The organism is Stieleria neptunia (assembly GCF_007754155.1).
Taxonomy (GTDB): domain Bacteria; phylum Planctomycetota; class Planctomycetia; order Pirellulales; family Pirellulaceae; genus Stieleria; species Stieleria neptunia.
The window spans coordinates 10223788-10237657 of sequence record NZ_CP037423.1 but is presented as its reverse complement, the minus strand read 5'-3'; the positions used below and the strand labels follow the sequence as shown (position 1 = coordinate 10237657).

Sequence of the window (13870 nt, the reverse complement as noted above, 5' to 3'; positions counted from 1 at the left end):
CCAGCGTCACTGTTGAATCCAGCGATCAATCTTGCTGTGACGAGATGGCTTGCTTTGATGGCATGGAGTCGGGCAATTGCTGCTGCAGCGACGGCCCTGTCGCCCCTGGCAAGCGTTGCCCCTGTGGTTGTCAGCAGTTGCCGACTGATCAAGGTATCGAGCCACAATCTGAATTGCCGCAGTTCGATATTTCGGTCGATCAAACGACGGCGTGGCTTCCATCATCAGTCACGAATTCTCAGCCTTCATCAACCCAGAGTGTCTTCTCGATACCTGGCGTTTCCTTTTGCATCGCGTTTTGTCGCTTTCGTTTGTAGCGTGCAAGGTTCGTGAAGGCTTCGGTTTCAAACACCGATTGGCTTTCGCAACAATGATACCAACAAACCAAACCAAAACATGGATGGAATAACGATGTTGATGCAAGAAATGACCTACTCGAATCAAGCGACCTCTCTCTGTAAAGAACTCGATGACGTGCACTTGGTCGGCTGCCCGACTTGCGGTCGCGCAGCCAAGGTGCGACCGCAATGGCTCGACACCGAAATTGCTTGCGCACATTGCTCGGCAACCTTCATCGTCACCGAGCTGATGGACGGCAGCAAGCTTGCTCGATCGACCAACGCGGATAAACCGGAGACTGAAAGAGAACAACCAACCGTCGAGTGGGGCGGTCGCCGACAAGAAAAACCATTGGCCAAGACGCATGCAAAAGCAAAGTCTGACGTCGCGCCCCATCGACCGATTGCATTCTTGGTCGAGCCACGGGACGAAAATTACGCGAGGTTGGCAGGCGACCTAGTTGAGGCAGGCTTTCGCCCGGTACGTGCCATGTCGGTGACCGACGCCTTGAAGGCTTGCGGCAAGTATCGACCGCTATTGGTGTTGGCAGACATCTCATTGTCGGAGCAAAAGGCTTGGCAGATGGCTCCAAAATTGGCTCTGCTCGACAGCGACACACGCGTATGGCTATACGATCACGCAATCGACGTTCACGATTACGCGATGGCCGACTTTCTTGGCATCGAGCAACTGATCGAGCATGGAGGTGACCTTTTCCGATTGTCGTCACGTGTACGTCAATCACTGAGCATTCTTTGCAGCGAGAAGACAACCGCCGGTCGTACTTCCGTCGCTTCGCGGTAAGCGCCCGAGGAAACCATTCTTGGCGCGTGGCGTAGGCTGGTGGGTTTTCACTCACGTAACCAGGAGGTTTCCATGGTTCGCTTGCCAGACCCCGCCGTTCGCCAACGTTGGTCGCGGCTGATCCAACTTCACGAACAGTCCGATCTTGCGGTCTCCGAATTTTGCGATTTGCACGGAGTCTCCACCGCATCGTTTTATCGATGGCGACAAAGGCTGCAGGGCGACGCCGATCAGAGCGACGCGTTTCTTGCCGTGCAGATCGAGCAGCCGCGTCCCCAAATCGGCGGCACCACTGTCCGCTTTCCCTGTGGCACGCAGATCGAGCTTGCTTCCTGCGATGCCAACAGCCTGATGATCATCGTCGACCGGTTGGCACCACACCCAAAATGGGCGAAAACACTATTCCGAACCAGCCGTCTTGATAGATGAAACCGCAAAACAGAAGAATGTGCCCGAAGACAACCCACGCGGCCAGGAGTCCGCGCAGGCCCTCGAATTCGGGGATGAACTGTTTTCGCCTCGCAGTATCATTCTCAATTGGATTCATAGATTTGCGGCTCTGGATCGGGAAATCGACCGGCTCTGTGAATAGTGCTTTCCATTTGGCAGTTGGTGAGCGCTCGTAAACACAAGCATGCGTGGGAATTAAACGCATTGAAGCCAAACACGCCACCTAGTTGTGTTGGCAAGTTGCGTCTCGCGATTGACGCAACAACAAATCTAGTTGTTTCGGTTGTATGGATTCTACGGACTTCTCGCCCAACGACATTCAAGCTTCAACCAGCGAACTGACGCTTAGCCAACCAGTTCCCGTAAAATTCGTGCGACCTCGGTGGTCAATGCATGTTGAGCGTAAACGAAACGGGCCGACGGTTTGGTTGCCAACGGCGCATGTCAGTACTTCTTTACCGGAATGGCCCTGGAACAGTCCGAATCGCTACGGCGCAACCTGATCGCGTTCGACGTCGCGGCAGGGATTCCCGCCGGCGCGACGGTCACGGTCGTGACACTCAAATTGAATATGTCTCGCACGATTGTTGATGAGTTTGACGTCAATCTGCACCGAGTCAGCACCAACTGGAATCAAGGCACGTCAGATCAGATCGGTGAGGAAGGCGGATTGAATCCAGTGCCGCCGACCGCCAACGACGCCACTTGGATTCACGGCGAATTTGACGCGGCTTTGTGGAACACGCCGGGCGGCAACTTCGAATCGGCGGCAAGCGCCACCACGCCGGCCGATGGTGTTGGCTCCTATTCCTCGTCAACGCCACAATTGGTCGCCGATGTTCAATCGTGGCTCGCCGATCCGACCAGCAACTTTGGCTGGATTCTCATCGGCGACGAAACCACGCCCTCCACGAAGCGGTTGGACAGCCGAGGGTACTCAAATGCCGATAATCGGCCTGAATGGAAAATCGATTTCGAGTTGTAAGCCAATCTCGTTTCGATGCTGAGTGTGCACGAGCATGCGTCCCGTTGAGGGTTTTCCTCGTTCAGATGCAGAATCCTTTTGAGGTTCGAGCGACTAGGCCGATCATGACTTAGTCAACCGCGTTTTCGTGTCGTTCAAGAGCACCGTATGGATATTGCAGGGAATTCAATTTGCTCGAATCCGGTTCGAGTGCTCTTGGCGGGATTTGGACGCTTGGGGGTGAGCGTCATGAGAAGCCTAATCGGTTCCCCCCACGACATAAACGTCGTTGGGGCCATGCCGGCGAGCAACTTGAGCAAATACCGTTTTCTGAAAGACCATCCGTCAGAAATTGAGATCTTACAACTATCAAGTGCAAACAACGTTCGCACTCTGACAGCACCAAGCATTAACTCGGACGAGTTTCGGGCAGAGTTGCTTGATCTCGCGCCGGACATCCTTCTGATTGCAAGCTGGGCCGAAATCATCAAGCAGCCAACGCTATCGACGGGCAATCATCGTGTGATCAACTGCCATGGCTCTCTGTTACCAAAGTACCGAGGTGCATGCCCGCAAATCGCGACGATATTTAACGGCGACAAGAAAACGGGGATCACGTTTCATTTGATTGACGAAGGAATCGATACCGGAGACATTCTGCTACAGAAAGAGTTGGAAGTAGGGCCCGGCGAAACCTCCATCCGACTCGAAGAACGTATTGCGAGCCAATTCAGTGAATGCGTGGTTGACTTGCTTCGCGGTTTCCAGAACGGGTCAATTGCCCCAAAAAAGCAAGCAGGTGATGCTTCTTACGTGCCCAAGCTAAGCCCCTCGTGGTCTTGGATTCCTTGGGAAGCACGTCCGGCGGAAATCGATCGACGAATGCGCGCCCTCGATGGAATTTTACCCTTGGCCACATCCCTTGGCCAACTCCCACTCGCCTTCGAAAAGGGAAGCGTAGTTGATTCGAGCAAGGCCCTGATCAAGGGCAATGGGATCAATCTATTTCAAATTCGCGACCGACTTCGCCCCGGAACAGTCTTGGCAGTGGAGCCCGACAAGCTATTCGTTTGCACACAAGACAGTGACAGCATCGTTGAACTGAGCACACCTGCCTTGGTTCAGAGTGGAAAATCCACGCCTTCCATTAGACCGGGAGAGCATTTCGTTAGCTTTGCACGCCCCAGCATTTTAAAGTCCGCTTGACTGGCCGATTCCGACGTATGGACGAAACCAGACATCGCTTCCAACATCTTGTTCGAAAAGCCAAAAAGTTGCAGTCCAGAGGGCACCGATCACGTCGATGTCACTATCGTCGGGCAGGATCCAGTGCTCGTGATTCAGCAGCAGCAGACTGCCGCCGGGTGTCGCTAGATTGAATCCCCGGGTAACTTGGTCGATCTCTTCATTGCCACCAGTCAACCTTCGCTCCAAATTGTCTAGCCGCGCCACAAACGAAAGTGGTTCCCAAAGCCGGTATTCGGTCTCGGCGACCGCGGGCCATCGAAACGGCCGCCCGCATTGCAACGCTTACCGTCCACAACGCGAGTACGATCGTCGATGCAGAATTCGACGCGGAGCGACGTAGGTCGTCCGGTAAGCTGTGTACGACGGGTAATAGCTGTCGTAGCCAAACCCACCGTAGCCGATGCCGCTATAGCCAACGCCGTATCCGAGACCAATTCCGTAGTACGCGGCTCCGTGGCCATAGCCGCCATCTCCATGACTGTAGCCGCGGTGGCCGTACCCGTGCCCACCATATCCGTGGCCGTAACTGCCGTGACCACCGTATCCATGCCCGCCACTGAAACCATGACCGCCGCCGCCATGGCCCCCACCACCGTGTCCGTCACTAGCCATGGCACTGGACGAGAGCATGAATGCGCTGGTCAAAATAGCGAGACCTGCAAACAGTTTCAATTTGGATGTATTCGTCATCGTTCATCGCCTTATTGAGAGAGAGGAAAACAATCCCCAGCGAAACATCGCTTGGATTGAGCTTGGCAATGAAGCAGCCCGTGCGACCGCTTCGTGTCATACGAGTTAGATGCGAGTTTCACGCCATTCCTTCACCAAACCTTCTGGCTTCGTCCGATCCCGCCGACAAAGACCCCGATCATTCGGATCGAACCGATCGTTCGGGTCCGCCCTTGATTGAAGAAATCGCAGTGATGGAGCATCCCGTGATTGAAAGGTATCGCAGATGAAGATCAATTTGGAAATTTCCCCGGCGGTAAGCGTTCTATCTTCCCATGTTGACGGGAGCGGTAGCGTGGTGGGTTTCTTTCCACTTTTGGAGAAACCCATGGCACGATTGCCCGACCCACAGCTCGCCCGGCAATGGCGAGAGCGACTCGATCGATATGAGCACTCTGGATTGACTGTCGCAAAATTCTGCGAAGTCGAAGGATACTCGGCGGCCTCCTTCTATCAGTGGCGGCGAAAACTCCGCGACGAAAAGTCTCCCGGTGACCCGGCATTCATCCCCGTGCAGTTCGATGCCAGCGAGCTTTCATGCGCAGCCCGGCGAGGCTTCGAAGTCGACTTGCCCGGTGGGGCGACCGTCAAAGTGCCGCCGGATGCGACCACCGTCGAGAGACGCGAGCTGATCGCCGATATCGTCCAAGCGACTGCGGTCGAGGTAACGCTGTGATCGCAATCTCACCAACGACACGCATTTTCGTCTGCACCGACGCGACCGACATGCGAAAAGGATTCTGCGGTTTGTCGGGCCTCGTCAAAGCACACTTCCAGATCGACCTGTTCTCTGGTCACTTGTTTGTTTTCTTCAATCGCAGGCGTGACTACGTCAAGGTCTTGGCCTGGGACAAAGACGGTCTTTCTATCTGGTCGAAGCGACTCGAGCGTGGAACCTTTGAGAAGCTGACGCGAAGTTCCGACGGTGACTTGGAGATCGATTCGGCGGAACTAATCATGATGCTTCGCGGTGTGCAGATCGAAGGAACACAGCGAAGGAAACGCTACTCGATTGACCCAGCCAAAGTGGCGTAGCGGCAAGCGAAAAGAACTCCAGGAAAATGCAAACGCAAGGCAGTCATCTACCTTGCGTTTTTTATTGATCGCGCTAAAACAACCGAATGACTGCACCGGAAAATCAAGACGAATTGCAGAGCCTAAAACGATTCAATGATGAGTTGGTCGAAACGGTTCAGTCACAACAGAAGACGATCGCACAACTTCGCGAAGAACTGAACCTGTACCGTCGCAAACTATTTGGTCAATCCTCCGAGCGGCATGCCGAAGACGATTCGCAGTTGCATCTGTTCGATCTCGGCGAGTCGGTCAATGAAGGCGATGATGACGAGCAGGATCCGCCGAAGTCTCGCAAGAAGCGACGCCGTAAGAAGAAGTCCGAAAAACTACCGGCTCACTTGAGACGCAAAATCATCGAGGCGGGCGTCTCGTCCAAAGAGCGAATGTGCTCTTGCTGTGGCGAAGAGATGCCCATCATTGGCACGGACATCAGCGAGCGGCTCGATCTGATTCCGGCGGAACTCTTCGTTTGGGAAATCCGTCGTCATAAGCGTGCCTGTGGCAAGTGCAGAGAGTCGATCGCGCAGGTTCCCGCCGGCAGCGAGCCCGGTGGACCGGCCACGCCGGTTGCCGGCAGTGATTCTGGCTTCGGCGTTTACACACAAATCATCACCAACAAGTTTGCCGACCATTTGCCACTGTATCGAGGTGAAGATATCTTCGCCCGCGCAGGCGTGATGATCCCGAGAAACACGCAGTTTGGGATGCTTGTGAACATCGCGGCACTCGTCGCACCGCTGATCGCCTTGATGAAATCGCGAATCGTTTCGGGCCGCGTACTGGGCGTCGATGACACGTCGGTGCGGCTGCAAGATCCTGCCTTGCCCGGCAAGATGCGAACGGCTCGCTTCTGGCTGTACCGTGGCCGCGAAGACCATCCGTACAACGTGTTCGACTTTACCGAGAGTCGTGGGCGCGACGGTCCGGCGGGATTCTTGAGGGATTTTCACGGCCACGCGGTGGTCGACGCTTATGGAGTTCACGAGGGAGTCTACCTGGGGAAACACGATCAGATCTTTGCTGCGTGTTGTAACTGCCACGCGCGGAGGAAATTCGTCGAAGCAAAGCCGAACGATCCGGTGGCCGCTGCGCGTGCGCTTGCGATGTACCGAGGACTTTATGACGTCGAGGATCGCGCGAAGCGGTGCAGTGCCGAAGAGCGTCTTGAACTTCGTCAGCGTGAATCGGCTCCGTTGATGAACCAACTCCATGACTGGTTGATCGAGAAGAGCAGCGATCCGCGAGTGTTGCCCAAGAGTTCGCTTGGCAAGGCCGTCAGGTGCTCGCTGAATCAGTGGGACGAGTTAACGGTGTTTCTAGGCGATGGAGCGATTCCGTTTGACAACAACGAAACGGAGAACGAGCTTCGGAGCCTGACGATCGGTCGTCAGAACTGGTTGTTCGTCGGCTCCAATCGCGGTGGCGAAGTAGCCGCTGCGATGTACAGCTTGGTATCATCGGCGGCGCGGCATCATCTCGATGCTTGGGCTTACGTGGACGATTGCCTTCGCAAGCTTGCCGGTGGCTCGACGGACTACGAAGCGTTGCTTCCGGATGTTTGGCGAGGCCGCCATCCCGAGAGCATTCGAGTGTATCGTGATGCCGAGCAGGCGTCGCGACGATTGACAACTCAGCAACGCCGCGTGCGTCGGCGCGAAGCCAAGGTGGCGTGATGTCGGACTTGACCGAGCGAATCCAATTGACGCGTGAACATCGCGACTTGATTCTGAAGTACGGCTACGTGTCAGGCCGTTTGGAGGCGTCGCTTCGTCGCTGGCCGAAGGATCAACTGATTCGCCGAGTTGGGATGACTCGGGTGGAACTGCACCTGCTGATCGGCGACCTGAGCCACTCGTGCGTCAAGGGCAAAGCGGGTTCCGATGTTGAAGCGGTCGCTGACCTGTGCGACCACCTGGAGTACGCCCAACGCACCGGGGATGGCGATCTCGACATTCTATGGTGACATCAGATCGGCTCCCTGCCATTTGAACCGCCCAAGTGGAAGATGTGTCGGCGTGCAAAGCTATCGCCAGCTTCGTGAATCGACTGGCCGTAGTTGATCAGCGATGGCAAAGCGGCAGCGTCTTGATCTCCCGTGGCACATGGCAGATCGAAGAACGCCTGGCCGACATGACTTGCGAGGTGTGATCAAGCGGCTCTTTTTCTTTCAGCAAAAGATCGAATCCGTTGACCGCACTTCGCGCGATTGCTTGGGAGTCGAGCGGAAACAGAACTCAGAGACATCCCAACGAGATCAAAACGCAGTATCCGCGGCAGCGCCGATGACCTGCGTGCTGGAGACGTTTGAAGCTGCCGCGGTAGCATCGGTTAGGCCACAAACACAAAGCGTGATTTTGGACTGCAGTGGCGATCAAGGTCTCCGGCGTTTTTGCGTTGGTCACGAATCCCGAAATGTTGATACGCCGACACCGCCACCGCGGTCAATTCGCCACAATGGCCCGATGGATCTTCGGATTGGTGAAAAGCAGTCGCCGGCCGCCCGAGCCACGAAGCGACACCTGGGCAGATAGAACGCTTACGTCGGCCGCGACTCAACCAACCAAATTTGGCGAATGCCCACGTGAGAATGTACTGGGAAAGCGAGTCCCGAATTCCTGCCGGTACCTCAGCGCGAAGGTCAAATCGCCATCGGTTGAGGCGAAAAGAACGTGCTTGTACCTTGAGACTCGATGGCTTCTCCTATTCGATTTAGTGCGTGAGCGTAAGCCGCCGTGCGCATGTCAATCTGGTTGGCGGCCATCAACTCATAGATCAGGTTGAATTCTCGCTTCATGATCTGACTGAGGCGCTGATGGACTTCCTCCACCGTCCAGCAATAACCGGCTCGGTTCTGTGTCCACTCAAAATAGCTAACCGTCACACCACCGGCGTTCGCCAGAATGTCTGGAACGATGAGGGTTCCTTTCGCATTGAAGACTTCGTCCGCTGATGTCGTTGTGGGACCATTGGCGACCTCGACAATCACCGGTGCCGTGACCCGTTCGGCGTTCTCGGCAGTGAGTTGATTCTCGAGGGCAGCGGGAATGAGAACATCCACACCCAACTCCAGAAGTTCTTCGTTGGTGATCAGTTTACCGCTGCCTGAATCGTCAGGATGGCAATGACACTCGACACAACCGCATTCGGGGCAGTCACAGACACTTCGTGAGGCGTAAACGGCCGACAAGTCTTCGCGTTGTTGCTTTAGTTCGATCGCACGTGGAATATCCAAGCCTTCTTTGCGATAGACACCGCCACGAGAATCACTGATCGCGACAATTCGATAGCCGTCAGCATGCAGAAGCCGCGCAACATGCTGACCAGCATTGCCAAAACCCTGCACGGCGACGCGTATTTCGTTTGGCTCCCACTCTTTAAGTCTTTCCAACTCCTTGATGCAATAGTACGCTCCACGCCCCGTGGCATCATCGCGACCCAAACTGCCGCCTAGCGGTATCGGCTTGCCGGTGATGACCGCCGGTGTGCGACGACGCTGTATGTTGGAGTATTCATCCATCATCCAGCCCATGATCATGGCATTGGTGTAGACATCCGGGGCTGGGATGTCCGTTTCAGGTCCGATGAAATCTGCAACACGCTGAATATACCCCCGGCTGAGTCGCTCCAACTCCAGTCGCGACAACTCTTTTGGATTGACAATGATGCCTCCTTTGCCGCCACCGAAGGGTATCCCCGCGACGGCGCACTTGCATGTCATCCAAAAGGCGAGTGCCTTCACTTCGCCCAGGTGCACGTCGGGATGAAATCGAATGCCACCCTTTGTGGGACCGCGTGTGTCATCGTGACGGACTCGGTATCCCTGAAACACACTCAGCGACCCGTCATCCATTCTCAAGGGGATTGATACTTGAAGCATCGACTTGGGATGCCGCAATCGCTCCAACGCCTCGGGTCCGATGCTGGAGAATTCAGCGGCCTGATCGAGCCGACCAATCGCGTTTTCAAACATCTCTTCATCAGCTTGTTGACTCATCGTTGCTTTCTATTGTTGCTAGGTTCGATGGCTCAATCTCGACGTCGATCCCGCTTCACTTCGCCGGAGCGATTTCACTTGTGCTAGACGTTCCAACGAGCGTTTGGCGTTGTTCTTCGGTCAACACTTTTGCGGCTTCGCCAACCGATCGGATGAATGCGATGCGATTGTCGGCTTGCAGTTTGGCGATCTCTCTTGCTTTCGCTTCGATCTTGTTGATGTCGGGTTGGGCTTCGGCTGTTAGCATCCAGAGTTCTTGCTCGGCTTCTTCGATCTGGCGCTCCGCGGTGGCGGTTGCCAGCAATGCGGCTTCCTTGATCTGGTTCAGTTTGAGTTGTTGATCGTCCGACAGCGTGATGTGCTGCGGATGATCGAGGAAGAATCCGGTCTCGCCGATGTGGTACAGGTGCGACGCGCCGGCAAAGCCTGGCAGGGCGGATGGCATGCTCATGTTTCCCATTGAACCCATCCCATCCATGGATGATTTCATGGCGGGGTTACGCCCCATCATCCCCATGCCTTTCATCATTCCCATCCCTTTGCCCAACCCCATGCCACCTGACATTCCTCCCATGCCCGACATCATTCCCATACCGCCGGACATCCCTTTCATTCCCATGCCCGTGCCGCCGGACGACATCGACGAGCCGGTCGTGTCTTGGTTCATGCCGTCCATCCCCTTCATCATTCCCTTTTTCATTCCACCCATCTTCATGCTGTCCATACCTTTCATTCCGCCCATGCCTGCGGAATCCGAACCGGACGACGGATCGGCAGCATCTTGGCTCATTGCCATATTCGACATCGCGCCGGGCTTCGCGTCCGCGCCATAGCGAGCTGTGTGTTGCGACTGCAGGGTTGTTTCTAGGTCGGCCACTTTCTTGCGCAACGTTTGCAATTGAGTGGCGAGGTCGCCGTCCGCAGTTTCTGAAGCGGCTGGGTGAGCGGCATGCGGATCAGTTTTGGTTTGTGCAAATAACGAAGGAGAGGACAAAAGTAGGCTGCTGGCGATCAAAGCGGCTGAAAGGGTCCGTTTACTCAACGGTGACGTGAATTTCATGGGAGAATGCCTTGTTGGTTTCAGTCAGAAAGAAAAATACAGCGACGGATGGCAGCTAATCCGCCGCCCTTGATACCCTGGCGGGGTAAGTTAGAATCTGTCGGTGACAGTAACAACGATCCGCTCGGCGACGAGCGCCGAAGCGGATCATGACTTTCAAAAACAATTCGCTTCGATGAAACGCAATGTCATGGACGCTCTCACTCACCGCTTTTTGCTGGCGTCTCGCCTTCGGTGGTGGAGTGGTCGTGTTTCATCGCGTCATGAGCGGCGTCCTCGTGGCCCATCGTCTTCATCAGCTTGGCATGGTCTTTTACGATCTGGTCGAGCGCGGCCGTAATCTTCTTCGAAATGTCACCACAAACCTTTCCGTCGGGCGAGTCTTTGCAGCATTCGGCGTGCAGCATTTCCTGTGTGTCAGCCACTTTGGACAACTTCGATTCAATCGCCTTGACCTGCTCGACGACCTGTGGGCTGCTCGCATTTTGGTCGCGAATGACCACCATTTCTCGCTGAATGCTCTGGATTTGATTGCCGAGCAATTGCGATTCCGCTTGCGTGACCTGCGGCCGGATCACCGGCGCCTGGGTCGCGTATCGTTGGATACTTTGCGAGTAGTTCCGGGCGTGCTGGATGTTGCGGGAAGCTCGCTGGTTTGCCCAAAATCCGCCACCTGGGTCTTGCCGTCGTTCGACTGGCGATCGAATTTTGCTCTGTGCCAAGACGGGTTGCGGAACAAGGGAGGTGGCGGCGAACATGACTGCCAAACCGAGCAGCAATTTACCGACGTGTTTCGTGGACATCTATTTTCCTGTTCGAGGAGAGGGGAGAATTCTTTGTTGAGGTCGTTTCCTCAATCGGGTAATTGGATGCTGGCTCGATTCGGGTTCTTCACGAAAACGCTGCAAAATTGTCTCGGCATGGACGTGCGGATTCGCACGCCTGTCGACTGCAGCGTTGGATTCTGCACGGCCTGTAACGCGAAGGAACCCCTGATTGAATAGCCACCCGAGTGACCAATCCGCGTTCGACGACTCTGCAGTTGCGGATCAAGATTCCACAAAGCAAATGGTGGCTGCTTGCATTGCGGGCGACCAGGACGCGATGTGTATGCTGTATGAACGGTGTAGCCAGCGGGTGTACGCGCAGATGGTCCGCATGGTCGGAATTCAGGATGCGGACGATGCGACGCAGCAAGTCTTCATCCACCTGTTCCGCAAGCTTGATAAATTCGATGGCCGGTCGAAGCTGGAAACTTGGGTTTACCGCCTGGCTAGCAACGAAGCTCTGCAGTTCATTCGTTCAAGGTCTCGTCACACGACGGACTCGTTGCTCGATGATCCATCGGGGTATTCCCACGACACGAGGGAGCGGACAGAGCAAGGCGAGTTGCTTGACGTTGCCTTGTCAAGAATTGACCCGGAGTTACGAGTCGTCTTGGTGCTGAAGGAGCAAGAGGATTTGTCGTACCGCGAAATCGCCGACGCGGTTGGTATTCCAGAAGGCACGGTCGGTTCGAGGTTGAACCGTGCCCGTGCCGATTTGCGTGAAGTCTTACTGCAGCTCGGTTGGGAATGAAAAGAGTCAGGGAGAGCGGGAGACACGGAGAGTTTGCGACAGTCGTCACTCAACCGCTTTCTCTCTCCCACACTCCGCTTCTTCAATACGGACACCCGACCGTGCGATCAATCTGGGCGATCGCACCGGCTAGGGTCGCGTTGATGCGAGCAAGCTGCGTCTCAAACATCAATAGCTCGCGATAGGTTTCAATCAACGTGAAAAAGTCGGTACGTTCACCACGATAGTCGGCGATCGCTAACTTCAATGTGTCTTCAGTTCTGGGGATAAGGCGGTTTTCGTAGATGTTCGTTTGTTCGACCAGTGAGTCAGCTTGAACTAGCAATCGACGCAGACGGCCATAGATTTCATCACGCTCAGCTTCCAGGCGTTGTTGCGTGCTGCTCGCTCGTCGTGAAGCTTCTCGAACACCCGCATTGATCTTCTCACGCCAGATCGGAAGTGTTGTCCCAAAGGTGATGCTAAGTTGGTCGTTACCATTAGCCACCGGACTGATCACATCGTGGTTGTCGCTGACGATTCCCCAATTGAGTCCGACCATGAAGTCGGGATATTGCTGCAGGCAAGCGAGTCGTTGCTTTTGGCGATCACGTTGAATCTCTGCGGCCAAGCCACGCAAGCTCGGATTGCATTGCTCGGCTTGGGCAATCAATCCTTCGAGCTGCATTGGCGCGTCGGCGACGCCAAGTTCCTCGACCGCTTGAGGCAACAATGAAACGGGTTGTTGAAGCAACGCCGCAAGGTCGGCCTGCGACATCCCCAGTTGCTTGTTCAGTTGCACAATCTGATCATCAAGTCGGTCGATTTCCAGCTGCGCCCGAAGCACGTCCTGCTGTGTTCCACCGCTGCGATAGCGTGCCTCGGCTACTTTGGCAAGGTCGTCGACTAGGTCGCGAGATTCTTTAATGATCGCGATCGCACGAGTCGCGTACCAAACTTCGTAATAGGCTAAGCGAACCGATTCAGTGATCTGTCGTTCGATGCGTTCCACTTCCGCCTGGGCCATCTGTGCCTCGCGACTAGCGATGGAGCCTTTGGTGCGCAGCTTGTCTGGAAATGGGACGCCCTGCTGTAGCGACATCTGGTTGGCAACGCGCCCGGAAGCTGTTTGAATTGAGTTGTCATGTAGCGGCCAGAACGTGTTGTTGAATTGAGGATCCGGCAATGCGGTGACCTGCGGAATCCGATCCAGTTCCGCCTGAACACGTTGGCGTGCGGCTTGAATGCTGGGGTGAGCCGCCAGAGCCTGGGCGATGAAGTAGTCGATGGGTTGTCGCGTCCCGACCCTATCCGCCTCACCAAATGAGTTAGCTGCGTTGCCAACTCCCGGCTGTCCGTCACTTTTGTCCTCGTTGTAGTCGGAATTTTCGTTGACCTGATCTACGTCGTTGTTTTCAAGCATTTCCCCGAGCGTCGTTGGCTTCGTTTCGCCATCTTCGTCCTCGTCCCCCAACCGCATCGGCGGTGAGAGGTCGAGTTGTGTCGCGAGTACAACTCCGCCACTCGCCAGAGGCTCGCCGTACCCCACGGTATGAAAGGTCAAGTCGTCGCTTTCGGCGGGTGCGGCCTGCCGCAATTTGTCCCCCAATGGCTCTTCGCTGACCGTCGGTCGCGTTGCGGCGTGCCG

Annotated in this window: 14 protein-coding genes; 9 read left to right on the top strand and 5 right to left on the bottom strand. The window is 55.4% G+C overall.

Going from position 1 to position 13870, the window contains the following annotated elements:
• Positions 1-411: 411 nt before the first annotated feature.
• From Enr13x_RS35245 to Enr13x_RS35230, 4 genes are all read left to right on the top strand, one after another.
• On the top strand, positions 412-1143 hold the full coding sequence (locus Enr13x_RS35245; protein WP_231743969.1) for a response regulator: 732 nt from the start codon (positions 412-414) through the stop codon (positions 1141-1143).
• Between the two features lie 72 nt (positions 1144-1215).
• Positions 1216-1572, top strand: a complete 357-nt coding sequence (gene tnpA / locus Enr13x_RS35240; protein ID WP_145391627.1) for an IS66 family insertion sequence element accessory protein TnpA — start codon at positions 1216-1218, stop codon at positions 1570-1572.
• 445 nt (positions 1573-2017) lie between these two features.
• On the top strand, positions 2018-2578 hold the full coding sequence (locus Enr13x_RS35235; RefSeq protein WP_145391626.1) for a DNRLRE domain-containing protein: 561 nt from the start codon (positions 2018-2020) through the stop codon (positions 2576-2578).
• Between the two features lie 291 nt (positions 2579-2869).
• Positions 2870-3763 carry a methionyl-tRNA formyltransferase gene (locus Enr13x_RS35230; RefSeq protein WP_197455599.1) on the top strand — a complete coding sequence of 298 codons (894 nt, stop codon included), beginning with the start codon at positions 2870-2872 and terminating at the stop codon, positions 3761-3763.
• 324 nt (positions 3764-4087) lie between these two features.
• On the opposite strand, the gene Enr13x_RS35225 is transcribed toward Enr13x_RS35230, so the two are convergent.
• Entirely contained in the window at positions 4088-4495 is a 408-nt protein-coding gene (locus Enr13x_RS35225; RefSeq protein WP_231743968.1) for a hypothetical protein, read from the bottom strand.
• A 367-nt stretch (positions 4496-4862) separates the two neighbouring features.
• Between Enr13x_RS35225 and tnpA (Enr13x_RS38660) the strand changes: the two genes are divergently transcribed.
• The 4 genes from tnpA (Enr13x_RS38660) to Enr13x_RS35210 all read left to right on the top strand — a co-directional run bounded on the left by tnpA (Enr13x_RS38660) (position 4863) and on the right by Enr13x_RS35210 (position 7574).
• Positions 4863-5210, top strand: coding sequence for an IS66 family insertion sequence element accessory protein TnpA (gene tnpA / locus Enr13x_RS38660; protein ID WP_197455598.1), 348 nt, complete (start codon positions 4863-4865; stop codon positions 5208-5210).
• Positions 5207-5569: an IS66 family insertion sequence element accessory protein TnpB gene (tnpB, locus tag Enr13x_RS38655; protein ID WP_261344162.1), complete on the top strand. Its 363-nt coding sequence runs from the start codon at positions 5207-5209 to the stop codon at positions 5567-5569. Before tnpA (Enr13x_RS38660) ends, tnpB begins: the two co-directional genes overlap by 4 nt.
• Before the next feature lie 86 nt (positions 5570-5655).
• Entirely contained in the window at positions 5656-7284 is a 1629-nt protein-coding gene (gene tnpC / locus Enr13x_RS35215) for an IS66 family transposase (RefSeq protein ID WP_145391623.1), read from the top strand.
• A complete protein-coding gene (locus Enr13x_RS35210; RefSeq protein WP_145388164.1) occupies positions 7284-7574 on the top strand; it encodes a hypothetical protein in 291 nt (96 codons plus the stop codon). The genes tnpC and Enr13x_RS35210 overlap by 1 nt, the downstream gene beginning before the upstream one ends.
• A 675-nt stretch (positions 7575-8249) precedes the next feature.
• Here the strand turns inward: Enr13x_RS35210 and Enr13x_RS35205 are convergent.
• From Enr13x_RS35205 to Enr13x_RS35195, 3 genes are all read right to left on the bottom strand, one after another.
• The gene (locus Enr13x_RS35205; protein WP_145391622.1) at positions 8250-9605 is read right to left on the bottom strand and encodes a Glu/Leu/Phe/Val family dehydrogenase; all 1356 of its coding nucleotides are present in this window, start codon (positions 9603-9605) and stop codon (positions 8250-8252) included.
• 55 nt (positions 9606-9660) lie between these two features.
• On the bottom strand, positions 9661-10665 hold the full coding sequence (locus Enr13x_RS35200) for a periplasmic heavy metal sensor (protein ID WP_145391621.1): 1005 nt from the start codon (positions 10663-10665) through the stop codon (positions 9661-9663).
• Between the two features lie 200 nt (positions 10666-10865).
• Positions 10866-11468 carry a hypothetical protein gene (locus Enr13x_RS35195; RefSeq protein ID WP_145391620.1) on the bottom strand — a complete coding sequence of 201 codons (603 nt, stop codon included), beginning with the start codon at positions 11466-11468 and terminating at the stop codon, positions 10866-10868.
• Positions 11469-11661: 193 nt separating this feature from the next.
• Between Enr13x_RS35195 and Enr13x_RS35190 the strand changes: the two genes are divergently transcribed.
• On the top strand, positions 11662-12243 hold the full coding sequence (locus Enr13x_RS35190) for an RNA polymerase sigma factor (RefSeq protein ID WP_231743967.1): 582 nt from the start codon (positions 11662-11664) through the stop codon (positions 12241-12243).
• An 82-nt stretch (positions 12244-12325) separates the two neighbouring features.
• On the opposite strand, the gene Enr13x_RS35185 is transcribed toward Enr13x_RS35190, so the two are convergent.
• Entirely contained in the window at positions 12326-13645 is a 1320-nt protein-coding gene (locus Enr13x_RS35185; protein ID WP_231743966.1) for a TolC family protein, read from the bottom strand.
• Positions 13646-13870: the final 225 nt, after the last annotated feature.